Source organism: Nitrospira sp. BLG_1 (genome assembly GCF_047338595.1).
Lineage (GTDB): Bacteria > Nitrospirota > Nitrospiria > Nitrospirales > Nitrospiraceae > Nitrospira_D.
Genome location: NZ_JBLFBO010000006.1, coordinates 139,169 through 165,431, shown reverse-complemented (window position 1 = coordinate 165,431; position 26,263 = coordinate 139,169). Strand labels below are relative to the sequence as shown.

The following is a 26,263-nucleotide window of genomic DNA, read 5'->3' as shown; positions in this document are numbered from 1 at the left end:
ATGTCTAAGGCAACCTACAAACGGGCGGATCGAGTTGCCGATCAGATTCGCATGGAAGTGGCCGATATTCTCATGCGAAAAATTAAAGATCCTCGGGTGCATGGCGTCACGGTGACCGATGTCGAACTCACGGGAGATTTGCGTATTGCCTATGTCTTCGTCACGACTATGGAGCGGGACGCGGCTGAGCGCGAAGTCTTTACAGGGCTATCAAAGGCGAGTGGGTTCGTACGGGCTGAGTTAGGACGGCGTCTGTCGCTCCGTTACCTCCCGGACGTGATCTTCAAGAAGGATGTGAGCGGCATACGGGGTAATCGAATCGACCAGTTGTTGGCGGGATTACACAGTACCGACGGAGAACGGCAACTCCCGGAAGACTCCACTGAGGGATCGAGTATTTCAGGGTCTTGACGCGATGACCAGCGCCACCACGATGCTTCAGCAGAGGGTGTCTCAAGAGGGTGTTCTTGTTGTTCACAAAGAAGCCGGATGGACGTCGCACGATGTCGTGGCAAAGGTTCGGGCCCTGCTGAAAGAAAGCAAAGTCGGGCATGCCGGAACATTAGATCCCAGTGCCACAGGCGTTTTACCGATTCTAGTGGGGCGAGCCACAAGAATTGCTGAATACCTGGTTGATTGGGATAAGGAGTACCGAGCTCAGTTGCGGCTTGGAGAGACGACGGATACGCAGGATGCAACCGGTCGGCTGTTGGCCAGCAGTGACCCACGTGGAATCACGGAAGGCGATCTTCAGGCGGCGCTCACCGGATTCCGTGGCAATCAACGACAACTGCCGCCGATGTATTCAGCAGTGAAGGTCGGAGGACAACGACTCTACAAGGCCGCCAGGGCCGGCAAGACGATTGACCGGGCTGAACGTTCTATTGTGATACATACATTGGAACTCATATCCTTTGATGGCCGGGATGCAACGCTGCGCGTTGTCTGCTCAAAAGGCACGTATGTGCGCACGCTCTGCGCCGATATTGGTCAGGCCTTAGGTGTCGGGGGACACCTGTTGGCGCTGGAACGGCGCCGTGTGGGGCCACTGTCGATCGAGCATGCATTAACGGTCGAGCAAGTCGCCTCTCACCTTGAGGCGCAGACTCTCGCGCCGCACTTTCTTTCGCTGGACGAACTCCTCTTCGAGCTTCCTGCGGTGGTCGTCAACGGGGAGCAGGCCGAACGGGTTTTACACGGGACACCCGTGTTTCCGATTGGGAACGGGCAGTCTCTCTCTTCCCTGAGGGCGGGCAACGTACGACTGAAGGATGAGGCTGGGCGACTGTTGGCGATCGGAATTCATGATCAGACCGGTCTTGGATCGATTAAGGTACGTAAAGTATTGAGTCTATCGAGTCATTAATGGAGAAGGAGTAGTTATGGCGTTATTGAAGGAAGCAAAAGCAACACTGATTCAGCAATATCAACAGCACGAAAAAGATTCCGGCTCTCCCGAAGTTCAAATAGCGGTCTTGACGAATCGAATCACCTATCTGACCGAGCATTTCAAGACCCACAAGAAAGATCATCACTCGCGGCGTGGGTTGTTGCAATTGGTCGGACGGCGGCGTCGGTTATTGGACTATCTTCGCGGAGTGGATGACGCTCGTTACCGAGCCATTATCGATCGCCTCGGTATACGCAAGTAACCGGTCGTTCCAAGAATGGCGTGGACCGGCGCCAACGCATGACTCGCATGTCCCACAGATGAACACCGACATGCGCCCTGTTCCTCCACTGTCCGGGGAAATCGTCCGGCAATGGATCTCAGACGCATTGCCCATTCGCGTGCTCGGCTGAGCGGCGAGGCGCGTCGACCAGAGCGCATCTCAGTGGGCATCTGTGGACCTAACCAGAGGAGACCATAGATGATACATGTTGTAGAGGTAGAAGTTGCCGGTCGTACGCTTCGGCTTGAAACCGGTCGCGTCGCGAAACAAGCCGATGGTTCGATTTGGGCCTCGTACGGTGATACGGTCGTTCTGGCCACCGCTGTTTCGGCGCAAACGGCAAAGCCCGGGATCGACTTCCTTCCGTTGACGGTCGACTACCAAGAAAAAGCCTATGCGGCCGGCAAGATTCCAGGAGGCTATTTTAAACGCGAAGGTCGACCGGCAGAGAAAGAGGTCTTGACCAGCCGATTGATCGATCGTCCTCTCCGTCCGCTCTTCCCCGAAGGGTTCTATTTCGAAACCCAGGTCATTACCTCGGTTCTCTCCGCAGACAAGACGGGTTCGTCCGACGTCATCGGCATTACTGCTGCCTCGGCTGCCCTGGCCGTGTCCAATATTCCATTCAACGGACCCGTCGCCGGAGTCAAGATCGGCTGTATTAACGGGCAGCTCGTCGTCAATCCCGATCTCGAAGCGATGGAACAAAGCGACCTCCATCTTGTGGTGGCCGGGACGGCCGATGCGGTCATGATGGTGGAGGCGGGTGCGAATGAGCTTTCGGAACAAACCATGCTGCAGGCGCTGGAATTGGCGCACAATGAAATCAAAAAGATCGTTCGGAAGATCGATGAATTAGCGAAGAAGGTCGGGCGCGTCAAGCGAGAGGTCGTACAGGAGTCGATCGATGCCGCGCTGCAGGCGGAGATTAAGTCGTTGGTGGCTCAGCCGATTCGTGATGCCATCATGATTTCCAACAAGAGTGCGCGGCAGGAGCGATTGGATCAGATCCTGGCAGAGACCATTCAGAAGCTCCAGAAACCGGAAGACGCGTCACGCGAGCGGCATGTCAAAATAGTCTTTCATCAGCTGGAATACACGGAAGTCCGGAAAATGATTTTGGAGAAGCAGTCACGGGCGGACGGACGCGGGCCATCCGATATCCGGCCGATCACCTGTGAAGTCGGCGCCTTGCCGCGCGCACATGGTTCAGCCATCTTTACTCGCGGAGAAACCCAAAGCTTGGCCGTTGTGACGCTCGGAACGACGGACGATGAGCAGCGGATTGATGCGTTGGAAGGCGAGTATACCCGTACATTCATGTTGCATTACAATTTTCCTCCTTTCAGTGTTGGAGAAGCGAGACCGCTTCGCTCACCCGGCAGACGTGAGGTCGGCCACGGTGCATTGGCGGAACGGGCGTTGAAGCCTGTCATTCCCACTAAAGATGTGTTCCCGTACACCCTGCGCATTGTGTCCGAGATTCTCGAATCTAATGGGTCTTCCTCGATGGCCACGGTTTGTGGGGGAACATTGGCGATGATGGACGCGGGTGTTCCGATCAAAGAACCGGTCGCCGGAATTGCGATGGGGCTCATTAAGGAAGGAAACGATGTCATCATCTTGTCCGACATTCTCGGTCTTGAAGATCACTTGGGTGATATGGATTTCAAAGTGTGCGGGACGAAGAACGGGGTGACGGCGTTACAAATGGACATCAAGATCGGCGGGATTACCACTGCCTTAATGCAGCAGGCGTTGGAACAAGCTCGATCGGGGCGCCTCCACATTCTGAGCCGTATGTCGAACGCGCTCCAGGGACCACGCACGGACCTCTCGCCCTTCGCACCTCGTATCCACACGATGAAGGTCAAACAGGACAAAATACGGGATATCATCGGGCAGGGGGGGAAGACGATTCGTGGGATTCAAGCCGATTGTGGCGTCAAGATCAGTGTTGAAGACAGCGGCATTGTCACGATCGCATCATCGGACGGAGAATCGCTGCAGAAAGCCAAGGACATCATCAACCGTCTGACCGAGGAAGTTGAAGTCGGGAAGGTGTATTCCGGGACTGTGAGAAAGATCATGGACTTCGGCGCCTTCGTCGAAGTCTTGCCGGGCACGGATGGACTCGTGCATATCTCTCAACTCGCCCATCATCGTGTGAAGTCAGTTTCAGATGAAGTGGCCGAAGGGGACCAAATTCTGGTCAAAGTGCTTGAAATCGATAAGCAGGGGAAAATCCGTCTTAGTCGAAAAGAAACGATGCCGGCACCGACCACCAGCGGTGCACCAGATCCAGCGGGTGGCTAACACTTGTACCGCAAGGTCATCCTCAACAACGGGATTCGCTTGGTTACGGAGCAAATCCCGACCGTCAAGTCCGTCACCATAGGTCTCTGGGTGAATGCCGGCTCTCGGGACGAGCGTCCCGAAGAAGCCGGCTATTCTCACTTTATCGAGCATATGCTGTTCAAGGGAACGGCCTCACGGTCCGCGACGGACATCTCCCGTGAAATTGACGCACTCGGCGGTGAAATGAATGCGTTTACCACCCGGGAGACGACGACCTTCTACGTCAAAGTTCTTGATCAGCATCTCCCTCAGGCCTTGGACCTGCTCTCGGATCTCTTCTTGCATTCTCGCCTCCACCAGAAGGAAATTGAAAAAGAGAAACAGGTCGTGCTCGAAGAAATTCGCATGGTGCAAGATGATCCCGAAGATCTCATTCAAGAGTTACATGCCAAGTTGGTAATGGGCACACATCCGTTGAGTCGTCCGATCCTTGGGAAGGCATCCACGATCCTTCACATTCGTCGTCAGGATCTCCTCGAGTACATGGATCGGCATTATCGCCCGGAAGGCATCGTCGTTGCTGTTGCCGGGAACTTCGATCAATCAAAGCTCGAGAAAATGATGACCCGACTCTTTGGACGCTATCAGGCGTCGAAAACCACCGATTCGGGAACCCGTTGGCCGGCTGAACTGCATGGCGGTGTGACCTTGAAGCAAAAACCCTTGGAGCAGGTCCATCTCTGCGTGGGACTGCAAGGGATCGCGGCCGGTCACAAGGACCGATACGTGATTTATGCGATCAACAGCGTCTTAGGAGGCAGTGTCAGTTCGAGACTCTTCCAAGAAATCAGAGAGAAACGTGGGTTATCGTATTCGATTTATTCATTTTTATCGGGTTATTCTGATACCGGCACCGTCACCGTGTATGCCGGAACCAGAGCCGGAGAGGTCGCACGTGTTCTGGACCTGATTCATCGAGAGATTCAGAAAATGGCTGGCCGGGGAATAACCAGTGAGGAACTCCAACGGACCAAGGAACAGATGAAAGGCGGTCTGATGTTGAGCCTGGAGAGTTCGCATAGCCGTATGAACAAACTTGCAAAGGATGAACTCATCGCCGGCACTCACACCTCCTTGGAGGAAATGATCTCAGACATTGATGCCGTGACGGAACAACAGGTCAGGCGAGTGGCACGCAGCCTGTTTACGATTGAGAATATGGCGATGACAGGTTTGGGACCGCTTTCACCCAGACAGATTGAGGGACTAAGGCAACGGTTCCCACTGTCGATAACCTCATCGCGAGGAAGTGCAAGAGCATAAAACTTTGTAAGCTATTGTTTTTCAATTGCTCTTCGTAGTATTTTCAACGCCGACGCTGCATGTGGGGAAACATGCCCTTGACAGGACAGCTCAGTTTCAGTACCGTTCCAGCTCAATTATGCTGGTTTGTGAGTCATGATTTGATTCGGAAATGATCGAAGGTGCGAGTGCGTCGCTAGGAAGTCAGTTGCGACACCAACAATGATCGATTGAATGTGATCAACACCTTATAAAGATTAATGACAATCAAACTGATGAAGGAGGGACGAGGTATGAAAAGGGCTGTCATTCTAGCTGCCGCCGTCATATGTACCAGTTTCGGCTTGCTAGCGGCCGAATTTTCATTTGCTGCTGGCGCAATCGAACACCTTGGTCTTGCGGATGACGTTGTAGGAGGGAAGCCACTGAAGGCTGCTCCACCAGCCAAAACTCTGCAAGGTCGTGTCTGGTCTCAGTGGGCGGATAATCCCGATGGAGAGCTGTTGTTCGGGATTCAGTATTGGAATTCCGGCGAGCAAGGATCCGGAGACGCGGGTGGTCGATCATCAACCATGCTTGATGTGAAACCGCCGGACCCTCTCTTTACCTGTTGTGCATGGGGGTTTGTCGGGGGAACCGAGAAGAACTCGGCCTATTCCGGCTGGTACCATGCAGCCACGACCGTTCGGCTTGCCGTGAAGGATAAGGCCCTGATGGATAAGATCATCAAGGCCTCGCAGGAATTGGTCGCCATGGAGGTCACCCTCGACGGCCGAACAATCACCGGCTTCAAAATACTGAAAGACTAGCCACTCTTAGTCCAGCACGTTGTTGTGAAGGAGGACGCGATGATGAAGGTTAAGAAGCAAGGTGGAGCCATCCTGGCAGCCGTGGCCCTCGTAGCGGGTCTGGGGTCGGGCGCCTCGGCCATTGAGTCATTTCAAGAGCGCTTCGAATGGGGCGACATGAGCAAGCCCACCACGATCCAGGGGCGAGTGATTGTGCTAGACCCGTACGATGAAGCGGTCTGGATCAATGTGGCCGTGTTCGGTGGCAATGCAGAGAGTGGGTTGTATTGGCAGAAAGTTCACCCCGGTAAGAATTTAAAGTTTTATGCCGAGAAATCAGCCTGGCAAGAGCTGCAGAAAATGGGCCGCCCTCATGCAGGACCGGCTGCGGCAAAGGAAGTTCCACCAGGCAGTACGACAGATTTAATTGAGTTTGTCGCGACCGAAACAGAACAGAACCATCGTGTCATTTCTGCGGTGAAGAGGATTCCCGAAGTATCCGGCACAATGGGCAAACCTCTAAGCATGTCCGCGCTTCGACTCAAGGAATGCGCCGGGAAAAACGAATTCGAGTCAACCTGTAACAAAGCCAAGGCTGGCCTCAATACTTCTCCCGTCACACCAGACGGTAGCAACGTCGGCATGCAATACGATGTAATGCTTCCTGGTGGGAAGACTCTGGGCGGTTTGATCCCATGGACTGCACAGTATAATCAGGCCCACTGAAAACGCTATCAAACAGCAGAGAGGGCGGCATTCCTTCCTGGAGTGCCGCCCTTGTCATTTTTTGGCTTGGCTCCATGCTCGTGGGCACCAGCACGGTCCATAGCTCCAATTACGATGTAAGGTTTTCCGAGGTCCTGTAACGAGTTAGGGTGTGCAGTTGGTCGGAACTGGCAGTGGAAGGATAAACGGGATCAACAGTCCCCGATAAAGCACGCCATGGCCTGTATCTCGTGGGGTAATTCTGGAATGAGAGCGTGCAGACGGTAGAATTATTGATTCCCCGATTGTTCGCTTGGATCCGTTCTCGCCATCCGTTGCAGCTCGGCGAGTCGATTGAGCGCATCGAGCGGCGTGATGGAAAATAGATCGATCTGTTTCACTTCTTCTATCAGCGGGTGAGGCTGCGGAAGAGTCTGGGCAGATTGTCGTGGCGGATCCGACGCGGAGACGGTAGGGGACGCCTCAGGTCGCTCAAGTTGTGACAAGACTGCTTGGGCGCGGCTAACCACCTCCTGCGGAAGGCCTGCCAGTTTAGCCACGTGAATGCCATAACTGCGGTCAGCCTTCCCGGCGATGATCTTTCTCAGAAAGACGATGTCGCCATCGCATTCCTGGACCGCCACGCGATAGTTCCTAATCCCGATACGTTGAGACTCCAGTTGAGTCATCTCGTGATAGTGTGTGGCAAAAAGTGTGCGCGCACCCAACTTGGTACAGTCATGGATATACTCCGCAATGGCCCACGCAAGGCTGAGACCATCGTAGGTGCTGGTCCCGCGACCGATTTCATCCAGTAAGAGCAGGCTCCGTTGTGTGGCATTCCGGAGAATATTCGCGGTCTCCACCATTTCGACCATGAAGGTACTTTGCCCTCCGGCAAGATTGTCAGATGCACCGACTCTGGTGAAAATGCGATCAGCCAAACCGATGTGAGCCTCTGTTGCGGGGACAAAGCTTCCTACCTGAGCCATTAACACGATCAAAGCGACCTGCCGAAGGTAGGTGCTCTTTCCCGCCATATTGGGGCCTGTCATGATGAGGAGCCGCTCGGTTCCAAGATCAAGAGTCGTGTCGTTCGGTACAAACACCGAATCGTGACAGAGTCGTTCGACGACGGGATGTCGGCCTTCTCTAATCGTTATGCCACCGCCATCCGTCACGGTCGGCTTTGCATAGCGATAGAGGGCCGATGCTTCAGCCAAACCGGCTAGGACATCAACCAGAGCCAACACTGTCGCCATTCTATCCAACCGATGGGTCTCTGTTGCCAGCCGGGAGCGAAGCGCCGTGAAGGCTTCCTGTTCGGAGGCGAGGAGTTTCACATCGGCACCGATCACTCGCTCCTCGAGTTCTTGTAGCTCGGCCGTTGTAAACCGCTCTGCATTGACGAGTGTTTGCTTCCGAATGTAGTCCGGCGGCACCCGGGCCAGGTTGGCTTTGGTGATTTCAATGTAATAGCCGAACACCTGATTGTAACGAACCTTCAACGACTCTATTCCGGTGCGCTCGCGCTCACGACCTTCCAGCGCGGCAATCCATTCCTTCCCCTCCTTGCTGGCTTTTCGAAGTTCATCGATCTCAGGGGCATAGCCTTCTTGGATGATATTCCCGTCACGTAAGGAGAGGGGGGCATCAGGGCGGATCGCTCGTTCTATCAGATCGTACAGATCCTCAGCCTGATCCCATGTCTCGAAAGATTCGACCAGCAGTTGGCTGCGAAGTAATGCCAGTTGGGAGGAGATTTCAGGGAGTGCCGAAAGAGACTGCTTGAGCGCCAGCAATTCGCGTGGATTTGCTAAGCCCAGTGTGATACGCGTGCCCAAGCGTGCAATGTCCTGGACCTCCCGCAATGCCCTGCGCAAGGAGGTTCGTACAAACAAGCTGTCTTTAAGTTCCTCGACCGCATTAAGACGTGCTTCGATGAGCTCACAACGCAACAAAGGCATCACCAACCACTGACGCAACAGCCGACATCCCATTGCGGTGACCGTGTGGTCCAACACGGACAACAGCGTTACGGGGCCGGTTACATCCGTCTGCTCCTTGGCAGACAAAGGTTTCAGGAGTTCCAGATTTCGAATGGTCGTCCCATCGAGATGCATGATCTCGTTGTTCCCACGAATAGATAATCGGCGGATGTGATCTAGAGGGACGGTCGGCTGCGTCTCACGGAAATAGTCCAGTACCGCGCCGGCTGCGCCGAGGGCCGCTGGGAGTCCCTGACATCCGAGACTCTCCAGCGAGTTGCAGTGGAAATGGCTCGTCAATATTTGTGTGGCACGTTGTGGTTCAAATGGAGCGACCGGACGTTCACACAAGCGCGGCCCCGCGATCTGCCTGATCCATTGCAGGCTCCGGCTATCGAGGCCCGTTGGGAAGATCAGCTCCCGGGGATCCAGTCGAGACAGTTCATTCAGAGCCTGGCTCACCGCCTGTGACCCTCGAAACTCCATCAACCAGAACTCCCCGGTCGACACCTCGAGGCTGGCAAGCCCAATCCGTTCACCAAAGTCAGCATCGGGATGAACGGAGATGGCAGCCAGATAGTTGAGCTCTCCTGGGATCAGGAACTCGGTGTCCACCAACGTACCTGGCGTATACAGTCGGACGACCTCGCGCTTCACAAGGCCCTTGGCGGACTTGGGGTCCTCCACTTGCTCACATAAGGCGACCAATCGTCCGGCACCGAGTAATTTCGCGATGTAGCCGGTCGCCGAATGATACGGGATGCCGCACAACGGGATTGGATGAGGACTATTCTTGTCTCGGGACGTCAAGGCAATGGAGAGAAGTCGAGACGCCTCTACGGCGTCTTCGTAAAACATCTCATAAAAATCTCCGACACGAAAAAATAAAATCGCATCAGGGTATCCCTGCTTGATGTCTCGGAACTGGCGCATGAGAGGACTGAGCGTGGTCTCACTCATCAGCGAAATGTCTCGCGGGTTCTAGGTCCGCAGAAGCGGGGGTCCGTCCGGAGACCTTCTCGAGCGATTGTCGGAGCCGCTCGAGGTCCACCTCCGCTTGTTGCAGCGCCTTCGTCTTTCGGCGTAGTTGAATACGGCTGCGGACCCACGGAGGGCAAAGCAGGATGGCGGAAACCAGGAGCCCCACGACGAATCCGGCCATAACGGGTTTATAAATGGGTGTGGAAGCCTCAAGTAAGCCGAAGAAGTACCGAAGGGTGACTTCCTGTTCTTGGTTTTGGAGAACAAATGCCAGTGATAGGAGCAAGAGAATGCCGACGAGAATCAGTCGCGTCATCGAGGAGAAGCCTTTCTCTTTCCACTCAATCCGGAGTGTTGTGATTGGCCGCGCTGCTTGACGGAAGGTAAGACCGTCATGATGCGTGCCAACAGGGCACGGGACCGTTTCCCCTGCGGCATGAACTGAACGGATCGAGTGGTGAATGTTCTGTGGGCCAACCGGATTTCGAGTCGGTCGGACGGGAGTAGGCTTGGGAATCGATCAGCCCACTCAACGGCTGTCACCCCGTCGTCGGCGAAGACCTCAGCGAGGCCTATGGCCTCCGCCTCTTCAGGGCTTCTTAATCGATACAGATCCATATGAGTCAACGGGAGTCGTCCGTGGTATCGGTGCATCAGCATGAATGTCGGACTGCTCACCGAGCTGGGGGGAGCCTCAAGGCCGGAGACGATTCCGTGGACTAAGGCAGTCTTACCAGCTCCCAGGTCACCGATCAATGCCAACACGTCTCCTTCGCAAAGGACCCGTCCGATAGCCATTCCTATTGACTCCGTCTCACGTCGAGAATTCAGGACAAGACGACGGGGGCGAGCTGGTCGGGCCATAGAGATGCCATTCGATCAAACCGTTAGGTGCCCGGTGGGATCGGGTTCGCGGAGGGCGCAAAAATCCTGTTCAGCGCAGTGGGAATGTGTTCAAGCAAGTCCCCCGCGATCATTCCGACTTCCCCGTTCATCGCTGCAGCCAGATCACCTGCCGCACCGTGCAGGTAGGTTGCCATGCAGGCAGCTTCCCATGAGGGCAGGCCTTGTGCCAACAGACCAACGACCATTCCCGTCAGGACATCACCCGTCCCGGCGGTGGCCATACCGGGATTACCGGTCGGACAGATCGCAACGGCTCCGTCCGGCCGTGCGATAATCGTTCGTGCTCCCTTCAAGATGACGAATAACCCACGCTCTCGCGCAAAACGAGTTGCCGTGCCAATCCGATCACGATTGACGGTCTGAGAAGTCGCTTCAGCCTCCAACCGCGCCATTTCCCCAGGATGGGGAGTGATGATCGGCGGCGTCTTGCATGAAGCGAGGATCGCGGTACGTCCCGTCAAAGCATTCAGGGCGTCAGCATCAAGCACTGCCGGTCGGTCAAGCCGTGCGGTCAACGCCTGGACGAGTTCCACGGTCTCATGATGAGTTGATAAACCTGGTCCTATCGCCACAGCATCCCTGGTTGCCATGAAGGCGAGGAGCCGATCCAGCGCAGTACGGGACAGTGTCCTGGCCTTCGTCTCCGGCATCGGCAAGGTCATGACTTCCAGGAGTTTGGCTTCCAGGATGTCGTTGACACTGGAAGGAGTTGCGACGGTGACGAGGCCGGCTCCTATCCGCAATGCCGCTTGTGCAGCCAGCGCTGCCGCTCCGGTTTTTCCGACGGACCCTGCGATGATTCCGGCGTGTCCGTAGGTTCCCTTGTGACCGGATCGTTCACGCCGTGGGAGACACCCCTGAACCCACTGAGGTGTGATCACGGTGACGTGACTCTGTATAGCGTCGACATAAGACGGTGGTATCCCAATATCAACCAGGTTGATGTTCCCAGATAGGTCAATCCCTTGATTCTGGTACAGCCCTGTTTTGGGCAACCCAAACGTCACTGTGAGCGAGGCACGCACGGCCTGACCAAACGCGGTTCCCGTATCTGCGTGAAGGCCAGAGGGTACATCAATTGCCACAACGGGGCGGTTCACCTCATTCATGCTCTCGATGACCTCGCCGTACCGACCCGTGACAGCCGAAGACAGTCCCGTCCCAAGCAGAGCATCCACAAGCAGGTGGCTTTCCTGCAAAAGCGCACGCGCAGTATCCTTGGATCTGTAAGGAATGACGGAAGATTTGCCGGCGACTTTCACAAACTGTCTGTACATCACCGCGGCGTCGCGGCTTAATTCGGATAAGGAGGCCATGGTCAGGACACGGACATTGGCACGGCGTCTCCGAAGGAGACGAGCCGCAACGAACCCGTCGCCACCATTATTCCCTTTCCCACAGACCACGGTAATCGTCTTTCCGCTGACGGTACCGACCCACTGCTCGATGCAGGCGGCCACGCCTGAGCCTGCTCGCTCCATCAGCGTGGTCGAAGGGATACGACCTTCTCCCATGGTTCGGCGCTCAAGCTCCTGCATTTGTGCAGCGGTAATGACTTTAATCATGAAAAGCTATCGGTCGCCAGATCGACGGAAGCTGGCAGGAGACGACCTTCCCCTAATCAAGCAGCGTTTTCATTTCTTTGACGGCTTGCACGAGACCCACGAGGACCGCACGGGCGATAATGCTGTGCCCGATATTGTATTCGACGATTTCAGGAATATGCGTCAGCCGTTTGATATTACGGTAGTTCAGCCCATGTCCTGCGTTCACACCGATTCCGAGTTTGTAGGCAAGTTTGGCAGCGAGGCTAATGGCTTCAAATTCCGTATCGGCTTCTTTCGAGCGCGTGGCATTGGCATAACGGCCGGTGTGTAGCTCGACAAAATCCACCGCAATTTTATGGGCGGCCTTGATCTGGTTCAGATCAGGGTCAGTGAAGACGCACACCGGGATGCCTCCATTACGAAGTACGTTCACGATGTGTTGAATACGTTCTCGCTCGCCCACGATGTCGAGGCCCCCTTCCGTGGTCAGCTCCTGCCGTTTCTCTGGTACCAGCGTCACCAGATCCGGTTTGATGTTGAGGGCAATCTTTGCCATGTCGACGTCAGCTGCCATCTCAAGGTCAAGCTTTGTCCGGGAGATTTCACGAAGGAGATGAAGATCTCGATCCTGGATATGACGCCGGTCTTCTCGAAGATGAACGACTAAACCATCCGCCCCTGCCAGTTCAACGAGAACGGCAGCCGCCAACGGATCGGGATCGGTCCCCCCGCGAGCCTGTCGCAAGGTTGCCACATGGTCGATATTCACGCCGAGCCGAGCCATTCACCCTCCTATACCGATATGCTACTGGGTAAAATAAAGACAAGAGACGGACGAGCGAGATAACACCGATGCTATTAGTAGCAGAAAGGAGGGAGAGGGGGCAAGAACAGTCAGGACGGGAAATCTCCCGTGTCGGATCCTCGTCCCATGACAGGAAGCCTTGAAAAACATTGGAAATTGACTGGGCTAAAGTGCTCCATTAAAATAGGCGCTTCTTGAACTCCTATGCTTGTTTGCCACAGCGTAGCCGTGGTGAGCATTCTCTCGTACGAACAGTCAAAGGAACTTCATGGGGTTGGGCGACGGGTTTTATCGAATCAAGCGATTGCCTCCGTATGTCTTCGCGCAGGTTCAAGCGCTGAAGCTGGAAGCACGACAGCGGGGTGAAGACATCATCGACTTTGGCATGGGGAATCCCGATCAGCCGACCCCCCCGCATATTGTCGAGAAGATGATCGAGGCCGCGCGTAAAGGGAAGAATCATCGCTATTCCGCATCACGAGGGATCACCAAGCTTCGGCACGCCATTTGCGGGTGGTACAAGCGCAACTATAATGTCGAACTCGATCCGGAGACTGAAGCGATCGTGACCATCGGATCAAAGGAAGGCTTGGCCCACCTGGCCCTGGCCATGATTGGTCCCGGTGATGTGGTGCTGACCCCAACTCCGACCTATCCAATCCATATGTATAGTTTCATCATTGCCGGTGGAGAGGTTCGGGGGATCGAACTTCGTCAAGACAGCGATTTTTTTGAAGACCTCACCCGTGTCTATCGGCAAACCTTTCCGCGACCTAAAATCCTGGTCATCAATTTCCCGCACAATCCCACGACGGCGGTGGCTGATCTTGGATTTTTCAAGAAGATCGTGGCGTTTGCCAAGGAACACAACGTCATCGTTATCCATGACCTGGCCTATGCCGATCTGGTCTTTGACGGCTATAAAGCCCCGAGTTTTCTCCAGGTTCCAGGCGCAAAGGACTGCGGAGTTGAGTTTTATACCCTGTCGAAGGCTTATAATATGCCGGGCTGGCGTGTCGGCTTCTGTGTTGGTAATCGAGAGGTCGTCGGTGCCTTGGCGAAGATCAAGAGCTATCTCGACTACGGTATTTTCCAGCCGCTTCAGATTGCGAGCGTGATCGCACTGAACGGCCCACAGGACTGTGTCAAAGAAACCGTGCATCGATATCAGAAACGTCGCGACGTGCTGGTGGGTGGGCTGAACCGAATCGGGTGGCCCGTCGCGAAGCCGTTGGCCACGATGTTTGTCTGGGCGCATATTCCCTTGTCCTATCGCCATATGGGCTCGCTGGAATTTTCGAAGCTTCTGCTCAGGGAGGCGAAGGTCGCGGTTTCACCGGGGATCGGATTCGGTGAAGGAGGGGATGAGTACGTGCGATTCGGCCTGGTCGAGAACGAGCATCGCACTCGCCAAGCCGTGCGGGGGATTCGTAAAGCCCTCAAGCTTGAGGGGAGCGAGGAATGAAGTCTCGGATCGGAGTGGGGATCATCGGGTTCGGGACAGTCGGCACCGGGGTCGCCAAGACACTTCTCAAGAATGCCGATCTCATCAGCCGCCGGGTCGGCGTGCCGATTGAATTGGTTCGGGTGGCAGATCTGGACATTACCAAAGACCGTGGGGTGACAGTGGCTCCAGGGGTCCTCACGACCGATGCAAAACAAGTCCTGGCGGATCCTGACATCGATATCGTGATTGAACTGATCGGCGGGTATGATGCGGCGAAGCGAATCATGCTGGAAGCCATTGCTGCCGGGAAGCATGTCGTCACGGCGAACAAGGCGCTCTTAGCCTTGCACGGCGAGGAAATCTTCGCTGCCGCCACCCGGAAGGGAGTCGAGTTGGGGTTCGAGGCCAGTGTGGGTGGTGGCATCCCTGTGCTTCGAGCGTTGACGGAAGGGCTGGCCGGCAATGCGATCGAGTCCATTTACGGCATCATCAATGGGACATCCAACTACATCCTGTCGAGAATGACCCAAGAGGGACACGACTTTCAGGCCGTACTCACAGACGCCCAGCAGGCAGGTTATGCGGAGGCGGATCCCACGTTTGATGTCGCCGGGGTCGATTCCGCGCACAAACTGGCCATCCTTGTGAATCTTGCCTACGGGACGCCCGTCAACTTCAAGGACATTTATACAGAAGGGATCACGAACATCACGCCGACCGATATCGCATATGCCAAACAGTTTGGGTACACGATCAAGTTGTTGGGCATCGCGAAGTGTGTGAACGGAGAAATCGAAGCGCGGGTACATCCCACGATGCTTCCGTCCACTTCTCCCATTGCACAAGTTGAAGATGTCTACAATGCCATCCAACTCGTCGGGGATGCTGTCGGCGATGTTGTGCTCTATGGGCGTGGGGCTGGGTCCATGCCGACCGGAAGCGCAGTGGTCAGCGATGTGATCGCCATTGGACGCAATATTCTCAAAGGCGCGATCGGTCGGGTGCCCGTTGCCTCATTTCAACAAGACCATCGGCGACCGTTACGGCTTCGGGCCATGGAAGAGATCTGTTCGCTCTATTATCTTCGTTTTACCGTGGTGGACCGGCCTGGGGTCTTGGCACAGATCGCGGGTGAACTCGGGCGTTGCGGGATCAGCATTTCCTCGATGGTTCAACAAGGGCGACGAGAGGGACAGACTGTTCCGGTCGTCATTAAGACCCATATGGCCAAAGAGCGTGACGTGCAAACCGCGCTTCGAGAAATCAACCGGCAGCCCTTCGTGGCTGAACCGACGAGACTGATCCGTGTGGAAGGTCGAGACGAATAACCGATGAATCGTTGGCGAGGGGTCATAGAGGAATACCGTAAATTCCTCCCTGTGACAGAGAGCACTCCTGTCATCAGCTTGGGCGAGGGAAATACCCCGTTGATTCGTGCTGCGCGATTGGCTAAGGCCATTGCGCCGGGAATCGAACTCTATATCAAGTTCGAAGGAGTCAATCCCACCGGGTCGTTCAAGGATCGGGGGATGACCTTTGCCATCTCGAAAGCAGTGGAGAGTGGTGCGCGGGCTGTCATGTGTGCCTCCACAGGCAATACGTCAGCTTCTGCCGCGGCCTATGGCGCTCGAGCCGGATTGTCGGTGTACGTATTGATTCCAGCCGGCAAGATCGCGATGGGCAAGTTGTCCCAAGCGATGATGCATCAGGCTACGGTCATCCAAATCGAAGGAAACTTTGATCAGGCCCTCACCCTCGTCAAAGACTTGTCGGTGTCACTTCGCATCGAGCTCGTGAATTCCGTGAACCCGTTCAGGATTGAAGGGCAGAAAACCGCAGCCTTTGAAGTCTGCGATCAGCTCGGCGATGCTCCTGCCATTCACGTCTTGCCCGTGGGGAATGCAGGAAATATCACAGCCTATTGGAAGGGCTACAGGGAGTATCGCGCCGCCAGTCAAATCACACGACTGCCTCGCATGATGGGGTTTCAAGCGGCAGGTGCGGCCCCCATCGTATTGGGGAAGGTCGTTGAACAACCACAAACCGTGGCGACTGCCATTCGGATCGGCAATCCTGCGAGTTGGTCGTCGGCCTTGAAAGCGGTGGAGGAGTCATCCGGTGCGATCGATATGGTGACAGACGACGAAATTCTTCAAGCGTATACGCTGGTGGCTGCCACGGAAGGGGTCTTTTGCGAGCCAGCCTCGGCTGCGTCGGTGGCCGGCGTGGCCAAGCTCCATCGTAACAAGACTCTACGGGAAGGTGACACGGTGGTCTGTACTCTGACGGGACATGGACTGAAAGATGCCGATACAGCCATCTCCGTGTCCAAACAACCACTCACTGTCAAGGCGACGCGCGATGATGTCGCCCGATTATTGAACGTGTGAAAGGCGTGTAGATTCGATGAAATATGTGATCGTGCATGCTGGTGGGATGGCGGACCATCCACAAGCAGAACTCAATGGTCGAACACCACTGCAAGCGGCAGCCACTCCTCATCTCGATCAGCTCGCTCAAATCGGGGAACTGGGTCAGCTGGTGATCCCACGCGAGGGGATTCGTCACGGAGGTGGATTACTCGGTGCGGCGATCCTCGGCTATGACCCGAAGAAATATTATCAAGGGCCTGGTCCACTGGAAGCGGCCAGCCTGGGTGTTGCAGTCACGGAACACGACGTGGTCTATCGCTGTACGATGGTCACACTGCGTCCGGAAGGCGGGAAGGGCGCAGAGATCAAGAAATTGGGGCCTCACGTCATCATGGATGATGCGACAGCCGGCTTGATCGAGACAGAAGAGGCTCGTGAGTTACTCGAGGCGATCAACGAGCAGCTCGGTTCCGAAACCATTCAGTTCTTTCCTGGCGCGGGGCATCGCCATCTCATGGTGTGGGTTAATGGCAAGCCACGAGCTTTCTGCAACGATCCTCAGTCCGTCCTTGGGCAATCCATTGCCGATGCCTTGCCGACGGGCGACGGCGCAGATATTCTCCGAAAGCTGATGGAGGCGGCGCATGTGATTATGCGCGATCATCCGGTCAATGATGAGCGTATGGCGGAAGGGAAGAAACCGGCGAATTGTGTGTGGCTGTGGGGTGAAGGACGAGCGGTCATGTGGCCGAACCTGACGGAAAAATACGACATCACCGGGGCTGTCGTGGCAACCAGCGATGTCTATCGTGGCGTCGGGATCTGCGCCGGTCTTGAGGCGGTTGATCCAGAACGTCTTGCCGACGGCGACCTTCGCACCAGAGCTTCCGTAGCACTCGCCGAATTCGCCAAGAAAGATTTCGTGTATGTCCATGCTAGGCTGACGGACGAGATCATCCATGGCGCCGATATCAAGGCCAAAGTACGTGCGATCGAAGAGGTGGATCAGCACTTGGTTGGTCCGCTTGTCGAGGGACTGGCCAAACAGGGGCCCTATCGGTTCCTGGTCGTGTGCGAACATGGCCGAGGGGCGAACGGCCAGCCATTCTATGCGTTCGGTGAGGGAACTAAGAAGGCTGAATCAGCCAGTCGTCGTTTCACTGAGGTTGATGCTCAGGCCGCTGATATGCCCGCTCGCGACGCCACGAAATTCGTCAATAAATTCTTCTCCAAAAGCTGACCATTGTGGCTGTGATCGTTCAGAAATACGGCGGCACATCGGTGGGTACGATCGAGCGCATCCAACGGGTGGCCGATCGTGTCGAGAAAACTCACCGGGACGGTAATCATGTCGTCGTCGTGCTGTCCGCGATGAGCGGGGAAACGGACCGTCTCATCAAACTTGCCCACGAAGTGACGCCGAGTCCCGATGATCGGGAGATGGACATGCTGCTCTCAACCGGTGAGCGCGTGACCATTGCCTTGTTAGCGATGGAATTACGCGGCCGGGGCATTAATGCCCGTTCCTTTACGGGACGGCAGGTGGGCATCATGACCGACAGTGCCCATACTAAAGCTCGGATCGCGCGGGTGACGTCCGGACGGCTCCGCGAGGCGCTGGATCAAGGGGTCGTGCCGGTGGTGGCGGGCTTTCAAGGGATCAATGAACGGTCGGATGTGACGACGCTGGGCCGAGGTGGGTCTGACCTGTCCGCCGTTGCGGTGGCGGCGGCACTCAAAGCTGATCGCTGCATTATCTTCACCGATGTCGACGGGGTCTATACGGCTGATCCCAACATCGTTCCGGCAGCCAAACGCATCGATAGAATTTCCTATGAAGAGATGCTCGAAATGGCCAGTCTTGGTGCCAAAGTGCTGCAGACTCGATCGGTGGAATTCGCGGCCAAGTTCAACGTGCCGGTCGAAGTGAATTCCAGCTTCAAAGAAGGAAAGGGGACCCTCGTGACGAAGGAAGATACGGATATGGAAGCGGCTGCGGTTGCCGGAGTCACGGGAGACCGGAACCAGGCAAAGATCACCATCATCGGTGTGCCGGACAAGCCTGGTATAGCCGCCAGGATCTTTGGGCCTGTGGCGGAAGCGAATATCAATGTCGATATGATCATCCAGAACATCAGCCAGGCAGCCCTCACAGATCTCTCTTTTACCGTTCCTCGGGCGGATCTGAAGAAAGCCGTGCCGCTCATTCAGGGAGTCGCAAAGGACATTGAGGCTAAGTCGGTTTCCGTCACGGAAGCGATTGCGAAAGTCTCCCTCATCGGCGTCGGCATGCGGTCGCACTCTGGTGTGGCAGCCAAGATGTTCAACGTGTTGTCGCGGGAGGGGGTCAACATCATGATGATCAGCACGTCGGAGATCAAAATCTCTTGTGTAATCGATGAGAAGTACCTCGAGCTGGCCATGCGCTCCCTTCATTCGGCGTTCGGGCTGGATCAAGTTCCGTCCTGACGCTAGCCGCTAATAAGACCAACACTCGTCCAATATGTTTGGACCATAGTGGAGTGTCGTCTCCTCACCATAAGTCCGTTTCTTCATCCCACTAACAACTGTGGACAAGGTCCATCAGTGGCATTTCCCAGACGCTCGGAGACTCAAGGTACGACAGAGGGGAGGATTTGACTCTGCCGCTCGTAAGGACTCGACGTCTCGACAGGGGAGCCCCTCTCCTGATACCCTTTCTGCCTATGGCTAGAACTACCAAACAATCGCGTACTTCCCGCGCTGTCCGTGAACGGAATCCAGTTTCTGTGCAGAAACCAGCTACCGAACAGGCGGAGAAATTAGAAATCTACGACACCACATTGCGTGATGGCGCGCAGGCGGAAGATGTCAGTTTCTCTGCCGAGGACAAGGTGCTGATCGCGCAGAAGTTAGACAGCCTGGGTGTGCATTTTATTGAAGGCGGATGGCCCGGCGCGAATCCGAAAGATATTGAATTCTTCAGGATGGTCAAGACGATTCCGCTGAAGCATGCGGATGTGATCGCATTCGGGTCGACAAGGAAAGCCAGCAACACAGTCCGGAAGGATCCGAATCTTCACGCGTTACTCGGCGCCGACACGAAGATCATCACGCTCTTCGGAAAGACCTGGTCGCTCCATGTCACCGATGCGCTTGGTATCTCCCTCCACAAGAATCTTGAGTTGATCGGCGACTCCATCGCCTATCTCCGCGGGAAAGGACGCCGCGTATTCTACGATGCGGAGCATTTCTTCGACGGCTATAAGACCAACCCGGACTATGCGTTGAGCACGATCAGGAAAGCGGTAGAGTCGGGTGCGGAGCGAGTCATCCTCTGTGATACCAACGGGGGCGCGATGCCGTGGGAAATCCGTGAGATCTGCGGCGTGGTGCAGCGTGAGTGTGGGGTGCCGCTCGGCATCCATGCCCATAACGATTGTGAAATGGCCGTGGCGAACTCCCTGGTGGCGATAGAAATGGGCATTCAGCAGGTACAGGGGACCATCAACGGTATCGGGGAACGCTGTGGAAACGCCAACCTCTGTTCCATTATTCCGAATCTTGAGCTGAAAATGAAACGCCAGGCCTTGACCAATACCTTGAGCCATCTCAAGGATGTGTCCGGGTTTGTGACGGAAATTGCCAATCTCATGCCCAATAAGCATCAACCCTATGTCGGAGATTCCGCGTTTGCCCATAAAGGCGGGGTGCATATTCACGCAGTCCTGAAGAACTCGGCCACCTATGAGCATATTGATCCGGCTCGCGTCGGCAATCGGCAGCGGATGTTGATCTCCGACTATGGAGGACGCAGCGGCCTGCTCGATAAAATCGAAGCCTACGGGATCATGCTTTCGAAGAATCATGTCAAAGTTGATGAGCTGGTCCATACCTTAAAGGAACGAGAAAGCCAGGGTTATCAGTTCGAAGGGGCCGAGGGCTCCTTTGAATTGTTGATGCGAAAGGCGATGGGGAGCCACACGTCGTCATTTCGATTGCTCGGGTTTCGGGTGATCGTTGAGAAAAAGCAGGAGGATGGATCGTTGCTTTCCGAAGCGACGGTAATGGTCAAGGTTGGAGACGTGGTCGAGCATACCGCAGCGATCGGGGCTGGGCCGGTGAATGCGCTGGATCATGCGTTGCGCAAAGCCTTGGAAAAGTTTTATCCGCAGCTTCGAGAGGTGAAACTGCTCGACTATAAGGTCCGAGTGTTGGCCGCGAACCGGGGGACCGAATCGAAAGTGCGGGTCCTCATCGAGTCGGGCGACCACAAAGACAAATGGGGAACGGTGGGGGTTTCCGACAATATCATTGAAGCGACATGGCAAGCTCTTGTCGATAGTATCGAATATAAGCTGCTGTCCAAAAACTAGAGTATTTTCGTAAGCATTCGCCAAATTTATTCTTGACAGGTGTCATAACCTCACGTAACTTAAGATAAACTTACCGCCATGAGTGGATGGTCCTAGCAGAGAGTGCGGTGGGTAGTCGTCATGTAGGGGGGATGGCATGAGAAAGGCGGATATCGCTGAGGAAATTTTTAAGCAGGTCGGTATCTCAAAAAATGAAGCGGCTGATATCGTCGAGTTCGTGTTAAATCTCCTCAAGTCGGTACTGCAGAAGGGAGAATCGGTTAAAATCGCAGGGTTTGGCAATTTTGTTGTGCGGAGCAAAGGCGCCCGGAAGGGACGCAACCCACGGACCGGAGAAGAGATTGGGATTACCCCCCGGCGAGTCGTTACATTTCGCCCAAGCCAGGTATTCAAGAAGTACGTCAATTCGTAAGGCGACTTCACCCACATTGTCGACCGCACCGTGAGGCCGGTCATGGGAACTGAGCCCAGGCTGGGCAGCAAGGTTTTCTATAAAATTGGCGAGGTGAGCCGGCTGACAAGGCTTCCCTCGTACGTACTCCGTTTCTGGGAATCTCAATTCGCATTTTTAAAACCCAAGAAGAGTCGAGGTAATCAGCGACTGTATGTCCAACGAGATATCGAAACCGTCTTGCAAATTAAGCGGATGCTGTATGAAGAAGGGCATACGCTGGAAGGTGTGAAGCGGTATTGGGTCCGTCGTGGAAGGGCTGCTACCCGTCGGCTGAGGCCGAGAGAGATTGCCAAAAAGCTGAGAGGCGATCTCCAAGTCATTCTGAAGATCATCGATTCGCATTCATCATAAATCAAAAGAGACGGTGCATTTCACCGAAGACAATCATGAGAGAATCTGCGACAATCACCGACTCAAGAGTCGAGAACATGTCGGGGCGTAGCGCAGCCCGGTAGCGCACTCGCTTGGGGTGCGAGTGGTCGTGGGTTCAAATCCCGCCGCCCCGACCAGTTTGCAGAATCTTGAAGTGATGAGGGAAGAACACGGATCTCTTCGTTCCGTCGAAGCTGCCTCAGGCAGCTTTTTTATTGTAATCCTCCCATGCGTATCCTAGTGACCAACGACGACGGCATCCAGTCTCCAGGGATCACGGCCTTGGCACAAGCCTTGGCGGCCATCGGAGAAGTGTGGGTTGTGGCTCCGGATCGAGAGCGCACCGCCGTTGCTCACGCCGTGACTTTACACAAACCATTGCGTGTTCACCGCGTCGCACCCAGGACCTACACCGTCAACGGGACTCCCGTTGATTGTGTGAATCTGGCTCTTCTCAAGGTGATGCCGAAACCTCCGGCCATCGTGGTGTCCGGCATCAACAAAGGCGTCAATCTTGGAGACGATGTCATGTACTCGGGCACGGTCTCTGCGGCGATGGAAGGTACCATTCTTGGTGTACCGTCACTAGCGGTCTCACAGGAAGGGCAGGGGGCGTTTCGCTTCAACATCGGGGCGACGTATGCCGCTCGTGTTGCCAGGCTTGTGCTGGAGCAAGGTCTTCCTGAGGAAACCCTCTTGAACGTCAATATCCCAGATCGAGCTTCGGCCAAGATTCGAGGAGTACGGATTACCTGTCTGAGCCGACGACGCTTTCATAATCCGATCATTGAAAAACTGGACCCGCATGGGCGCACATACTATTGGATTGCCGGCAAGCGAATTTCATGGAGCCGCAGTAAGGATGCGGATCACGAAGCAGTTGAGGAAGGGTATGTGTCCATCACGCCAATCCGTCTGGATAGCACTCACCACGAAGTGGTGGATCAATTCAGAGCGTGGGAACAGGTGGTTGCGGGGCGAGGCTGCCATGTCCCTATCTCGAAGTCGAACCGTCGTTCAACGAAGCAGGTGGGGAAATGATTGGAGGTTTGATCGAGTCCATCATCGGTGAATTGAGTCGATTCACCATCGCCTGCATCTCGAGGTTTGGCTACGGGGGGATTCTCTTCACGATGGCCGTTGAAAGTGCCTGTATCCCTCTCCCAAGCGAAATCATTATGCCCTTCTCCGGGTACCTCGTTATGACCGGAGAGTTTACGATGTGGGGTGTCACTCTGGCTGGTGCAGTCGGTAATGTGTTGGGCTCAATCGTGGCCTACTATGCGGGAGTCTGGGGAGGACGGCCTTTTGCCGAACGCTATGGTCCGTATTTCCTGATCTCTCACCATGATCTCGATATCGCTGATCGCTGGTTTGCCAAATATGGAGAGGCAGCCGTCTTTTTCGGCCGAATGCTTCCCGTGGTGCGCACATTCATTTCGCTTCCGGCCGGTATTGCGAAGATGAATTTTCCACGATTCGTCGTCTTCACCTTTGTCGGGGCCTTGCCTTGGTGCTATCTCTTGGCGTACATCGGTCTTCGGATGGGTGAACAGTGGGAACATTTGCGGGATTACTTTCATCAATTTGACATCGCTATCGGACTCGTCCTTGCTGCAGCCATAGGCTACTTCCTCTGGTCTCACTGGCCGAGACGACGAACAAGCCCTGGCGCGTAAACATCATGCTCAAAATCTTCAATACTCTGACCGGTCGGCGAGAAGTATTCGAGCCGATGGAACCGAACAAGGTCCGCATGTACGTCTGCGGCGTGACGGTCTATGACTATTGTCACATCGGTCATGCGCGTAGCGCATTGGTCTTCGATGTGCTCCGTCGGTATCTAGAGTCTTGCGGCTATGCCGTGACATTCGTAAAGAATTTCACGGATGTGGATGACAAGATCATTAAACGGGCCAATGAACAGGGTGTGGCTTGTGATGCCATTACGACAAAATACATTCAGGCTTATCACGAAGATATGGGTAAATTGGGAATCCGGGTTGCGACGGAAGAGCCAAAGGCTACGGAACATATCGCCGAGATTGTCCAGCTTACGGAGCAATTAGTGGCCAAGGGATTGGCCTATATCGTGGGCGGAGATGTGTACTTTGAAGTGGCGAAATATCCGGAGTACGGGCGACTGTCCAAACGGCGAATTGAGGATCTACAGGCCGGGGCGCGGGTCGATGTGGATGAGCGGAAGCGTCACCCCATGGATTTTGCCTTGTGGAAAAGTAGTAAACATGGTGAGCCGGCATGGGAGAGTCCCTGGGGACTCGGTCGACCCGGGTGGCATATTGAATGTTCCGCAATGTCGATGCAGCATCTCGGTGAAACGTTCGACATCCATGGCGGTGGAATGGATCTTATTTTCCCGCACCACGAGAATGAGATCGCGCAATCGTGCGGTGCGACGGGAAAAGAGTTTGCCCGCTATTGGGTGCACAACGGGTTTGTCCAGATCAACCAAGAAAAGATGTCGAAGTCGCTGGGGAACTTCTTCACGATTCGTGAAATCTTTGAGAAGTCGGAATGGTCTGAAGAGATGACGGGAGAAATCCTCCGATACTTTCTCCTTTCGACCCATTACCGCGGGCCACTCGATTTTTCTGATCAAGCTTTAAAAGAGGCAAAGAATGCCCTGAACGGGTTCTACGACCTTTTCGGGCGTTTAAGCGAGTCTGGTGGAGAGGCGGTAAGGGGCGAGGGGCTAGACCAGGCGGTAGATCGCTGCAGGGCTGCGTTTCAGGCTGCGATGGACGACGACCTCAATACGCCAGTGGCGATTGCAACGTTACAGGGCCTGCGGAGCGATGTAAATAAAATGATCGATAAAGGCCTTTCAACTGAAGGCCGCAAGAAGGCTCGACAGGAATTTCGCTCGCTTGGCAAAGTCTTAGGGCTGTTTGATGTGGACACGTGGCAGTTCGGCAGTGCTGTATCAGAAACTCTCCCACTAAACATTGAGGAAGCTACGACCGTCAAACTTGTTCTCAATGAAAGGGACATTGAGAGAATGTTAATAGAACGTAGAGAAGCACGTAATCGAAAAGACTTTCAGCGAGCAGATGAAATCCGTAAGTCACTCGCCGCTCAGGGAGTCATCATCGAGGACAAGCCCGATGGCACCAGCCGATGGAAGCGCTGATTCTCAGGAAATTCTTTATGGTCTGCATGCCGTCCGGGAAGCGCTGAAAGCTGGAGGCAGGCCACTCCAACGGGTCCTGGTTCTTCGGACCGATAAACAATTCACGGATCTTGTCCAATTGGCCCGATCGCATCGGGTTCCCGTTCACATCCAGCCCATCAGTTCACTCGACCGCCTCGTTCCTAATGGCAAACATCAAGGTGTTGTGGCACTTGCTGCGGCCAAAGCTTATCAGACTCAGGAGGAGATTCTGGATCGTGCAGCCCAACGACAGGAACCGCCGTTACTGGTGATCCTAGATGGAGTTGAAGACCCGCACAACCTCGGTGCCGTTCTCCGAACGGCGGAGGGGGCTGGGGCACATGGTGTCTTTATCCCGGAACGAAGGGCTGCGGGGCTGACATCGGTGGTTGCCAAAGCCTCGGCCGGCGCGATCGACCACATGCCAGTATCGCGTGTGACGAACCTGAGCAGGCTCCTCGACTCGCTCAAAGCCGCCGGAGTGTGGATCTACGGTGTGACTCCGTCAGCCAAGAAAGTCTTTACAGATATCGACTACCGGGGACCAGTTGGATTTGTCTTGGGGGCCGAGGGGACTGGAATTCGATCAGGCGTGGTTCAGCACTGTGACGAGTGTGTGCGTATCCCGCTCCGTGGAAAAGTCCAATCCCTGAATGTGTCGGCTTCTGCGGCAATCGTCTTGTACGAGGTCGTTCGACAACGGGAGCAGGACAACTACGCGGCAGGTCGTTCAACGGACTCGGAGCGCACCCCCCTGGATCGCCGTCTTCAGTAGCTGAGCCGTATTCGACACGCGCAACTTCTTCATCATGTTGGCACGATGGGCTTCGACGGTCTTCACGCTGATCTTCAATCGCTGACCGATCTCCTTATTTTTAAAACCAGCCCAAATCAACTCAAGAATTTCCTGCTCTCGCGAGGTCAGAGATTCCGGTCGGCGTGGACGTGGCGGAGGTTGAAGATCAGCAAGAGATTTCCGTGGGCGAGCCTTTGCACTTGTCTTAGCCATGATGTTGAGTTCTCCTTTGATCGTACGCAGTTTCAGGTATACTCGAAGTCAATCGTCTTGAGATAGCGGCAATTATGGGGCGTTGCCTG

General features: G+C 55.0%; 25 protein-coding genes and 1 tRNA gene. 20 read left to right on the top strand and 6 right to left on the bottom strand.

The features are described from left to right. From rbfA to ACMTNU_RS08410, 7 genes are all read left to right on the top strand, one after another. Nucleotides 1-411: a 30S ribosome-binding factor RbfA gene (rbfA, locus tag ACMTNU_RS08440; protein WP_413934793.1), complete on the top strand. Its 411-nt coding sequence runs from the start codon at nucleotides 1-3 to the stop codon at nucleotides 409-411. A gap of 4 nt (nucleotides 412-415) precedes the next feature. Beyond that, on the top strand, nucleotides 416-1,366 hold the full coding sequence (gene truB, locus ACMTNU_RS08435; protein ID WP_413934792.1) for a tRNA pseudouridine(55) synthase TruB: 951 nt from the start codon (nucleotides 416-418) through the stop codon (nucleotides 1,364-1,366). Between the two features lie 16 nt (nucleotides 1,367-1,382). Continuing rightward, nucleotides 1,383-1,652 carry a 30S ribosomal protein S15 gene (rpsO, locus tag ACMTNU_RS08430; RefSeq protein ID WP_086424874.1) on the top strand — a complete coding sequence of 90 codons (270 nt, stop codon included), beginning with the start codon at nucleotides 1,383-1,385 and terminating at the stop codon, nucleotides 1,650-1,652. A 219-nt stretch (nucleotides 1,653-1,871) separates the two neighbouring features. After that, nucleotides 1,872-3,989, top strand: a complete 2,118-nt coding sequence (gene pnp, locus ACMTNU_RS08425) for a polyribonucleotide nucleotidyltransferase (protein ID WP_413934791.1) — start codon at nucleotides 1,872-1,874, stop codon at nucleotides 3,987-3,989. Nucleotides 3,990-3,992: 3 nt separating this feature from the next. Then, nucleotides 3,993-5,294: a M16 family metallopeptidase gene (locus tag ACMTNU_RS08420; protein ID WP_413934790.1), complete on the top strand. Its 1,302-nt coding sequence runs from the start codon at nucleotides 3,993-3,995 to the stop codon at nucleotides 5,292-5,294. A 272-nt stretch (nucleotides 5,295-5,566) separates the two neighbouring features. Further along, complete coding sequence (locus tag ACMTNU_RS08415) at nucleotides 5,567-6,082, top strand: hypothetical protein (RefSeq protein WP_413934789.1); 516 nt, start codon at nucleotides 5,567-5,569, stop codon at nucleotides 6,080-6,082. Nucleotides 6,083-6,121: 39 nt separating this feature from the next. Beyond that, entirely contained in the window at nucleotides 6,122-6,787 is a 666-nt protein-coding gene (locus ACMTNU_RS08410; protein ID WP_413934788.1) for a hypothetical protein, read from the top strand. A gap of 269 nt (nucleotides 6,788-7,056) precedes the next feature. Here ACMTNU_RS08410 and mutS read toward each other — a convergent pair whose 3' ends face one another. From mutS to ACMTNU_RS08385, 5 genes are read right to left on the bottom strand one after another with little or no spacing between them, the layout of a single operon-like run. Then, entirely contained in the window at nucleotides 7,057-9,714 is a 2,658-nt protein-coding gene (gene mutS, locus ACMTNU_RS08405; RefSeq protein WP_413934787.1) for a DNA mismatch repair protein MutS, read from the bottom strand. Then, nucleotides 9,707-10,051, bottom strand: a complete 345-nt coding sequence (locus tag ACMTNU_RS08400; RefSeq protein WP_413934786.1) for a LapA family protein — start codon at nucleotides 10,049-10,051, stop codon at nucleotides 9,707-9,709. Before ACMTNU_RS08400 ends, mutS begins: the two co-directional genes overlap by 8 nt. After that, nucleotides 10,048-10,599, bottom strand: coding sequence for a tRNA (adenosine(37)-N6)-threonylcarbamoyltransferase complex ATPase subunit type 1 TsaE (gene tsaE, locus ACMTNU_RS08395; protein WP_413934785.1), 552 nt, complete (start codon nucleotides 10,597-10,599; stop codon nucleotides 10,048-10,050). The genes ACMTNU_RS08400 and tsaE overlap by 4 nt, the downstream gene beginning before the upstream one ends. Nucleotides 10,600-10,622: 23 nt before the next feature. Beyond that, a complete protein-coding gene (locus ACMTNU_RS08390; RefSeq protein ID WP_413934784.1) occupies nucleotides 10,623-12,206 on the bottom strand; it encodes an NAD(P)H-hydrate dehydratase in 1,584 nt (527 codons plus the stop codon). Nucleotides 12,207-12,258: 52 nt separating this feature from the next. Beyond that, entirely contained in the window at nucleotides 12,259-12,972 is a 714-nt protein-coding gene (locus ACMTNU_RS08385; RefSeq protein ID WP_413934783.1) for a pyridoxine 5'-phosphate synthase, read from the bottom strand. A 289-nt stretch (nucleotides 12,973-13,261) separates the two neighbouring features. Here ACMTNU_RS08385 and alaC point away from each other — a divergent pair, with 289 nt between their 5' ends. The 13 genes from alaC to rlmB all read left to right on the top strand — a co-directional run bounded on the left by alaC (nucleotide 13,262) and on the right by rlmB (nucleotide 25,940). Next, nucleotides 13,262-14,458: an alanine transaminase gene (gene alaC, locus ACMTNU_RS08380; protein ID WP_413934782.1), complete on the top strand. Its 1,197-nt coding sequence runs from the start codon at nucleotides 13,262-13,264 to the stop codon at nucleotides 14,456-14,458. Beyond that, complete coding sequence (locus ACMTNU_RS08375) at nucleotides 14,455-15,768, top strand: homoserine dehydrogenase (protein ID WP_413934781.1); 1,314 nt, start codon at nucleotides 14,455-14,457, stop codon at nucleotides 15,766-15,768. Before alaC ends, ACMTNU_RS08375 begins: the two co-directional genes overlap by 4 nt. A 3-nt stretch (nucleotides 15,769-15,771) precedes the next feature. Next, nucleotides 15,772-16,830, top strand: coding sequence for a threonine synthase (gene thrC, locus ACMTNU_RS08370; RefSeq protein WP_413934780.1), 1,059 nt, complete (start codon nucleotides 15,772-15,774; stop codon nucleotides 16,828-16,830). A 16-nt stretch (nucleotides 16,831-16,846) separates the two neighbouring features. Further along, entirely contained in the window at nucleotides 16,847-18,052 is a 1,206-nt protein-coding gene (gene apgM, locus ACMTNU_RS08365; RefSeq protein WP_413934779.1) for a 2,3-bisphosphoglycerate-independent phosphoglycerate mutase, read from the top strand. Between the two features lie 5 nt (nucleotides 18,053-18,057). Next, nucleotides 18,058-19,281: an aspartate kinase gene (locus ACMTNU_RS08360; protein ID WP_413934778.1), complete on the top strand. Its 1,224-nt coding sequence runs from the start codon at nucleotides 18,058-18,060 to the stop codon at nucleotides 19,279-19,281. 299 nt (nucleotides 19,282-19,580) lie between these two features. After that, nucleotides 19,581-21,167, top strand: a complete 1,587-nt coding sequence (cimA, locus tag ACMTNU_RS08355; protein WP_413934777.1) for a citramalate synthase — start codon at nucleotides 19,581-19,583, stop codon at nucleotides 21,165-21,167. Between the two features lie 136 nt (nucleotides 21,168-21,303). Beyond that, nucleotides 21,304-21,579 carry an integration host factor subunit alpha gene (locus tag ACMTNU_RS08350; RefSeq protein WP_086426756.1) on the top strand — a complete coding sequence of 92 codons (276 nt, stop codon included), beginning with the start codon at nucleotides 21,304-21,306 and terminating at the stop codon, nucleotides 21,577-21,579. Nucleotides 21,580-21,621: 42 nt separating this feature from the next. After that, nucleotides 21,622-21,972, top strand: a complete 351-nt coding sequence (locus tag ACMTNU_RS08345) for a MerR family transcriptional regulator (RefSeq protein ID WP_413934776.1) — start codon at nucleotides 21,622-21,624, stop codon at nucleotides 21,970-21,972. A gap of 81 nt (nucleotides 21,973-22,053) precedes the next feature. Beyond that, nucleotides 22,054-22,130, top strand: a tRNA-Pro gene (locus ACMTNU_RS08340). Between the two features lie 91 nt (nucleotides 22,131-22,221). Beyond that, entirely contained in the window at nucleotides 22,222-23,034 is an 813-nt protein-coding gene (gene surE / locus ACMTNU_RS08335) for a 5'/3'-nucleotidase SurE (RefSeq protein WP_413934775.1), read from the top strand. Continuing rightward, nucleotides 23,031-23,672 carry a DedA family protein gene (locus ACMTNU_RS08330; protein ID WP_413934774.1) on the top strand — a complete coding sequence of 214 codons (642 nt, stop codon included), beginning with the start codon at nucleotides 23,031-23,033 and terminating at the stop codon, nucleotides 23,670-23,672. The genes surE and ACMTNU_RS08330 overlap by 4 nt, the downstream gene beginning before the upstream one ends. Before the next feature lie 2 nt (nucleotides 23,673-23,674). After that, a complete protein-coding gene (gene cysS, locus ACMTNU_RS08325) occupies nucleotides 23,675-25,144 on the top strand; it encodes a cysteine--tRNA ligase (protein WP_413934839.1) in 1,470 nt (489 codons plus the stop codon). Continuing rightward, nucleotides 25,119-25,940 carry a 23S rRNA (guanosine(2251)-2'-O)-methyltransferase RlmB gene (rlmB, locus tag ACMTNU_RS08320; RefSeq protein WP_413934773.1) on the top strand — a complete coding sequence of 274 codons (822 nt, stop codon included), beginning with the start codon at nucleotides 25,119-25,121 and terminating at the stop codon, nucleotides 25,938-25,940. Before cysS ends, rlmB begins: the two co-directional genes overlap by 26 nt. Here the strand turns inward: rlmB and ACMTNU_RS08315 are convergent. Next, on the bottom strand, nucleotides 25,896-26,174 hold the full coding sequence (locus ACMTNU_RS08315) for a LuxR C-terminal-related transcriptional regulator (protein WP_413934772.1): 279 nt from the start codon (nucleotides 26,172-26,174) through the stop codon (nucleotides 25,896-25,898). The genes rlmB and ACMTNU_RS08315 overlap by 45 nt on opposite strands. Nucleotides 26,175-26,263 lie beyond the last annotated feature (89 nt).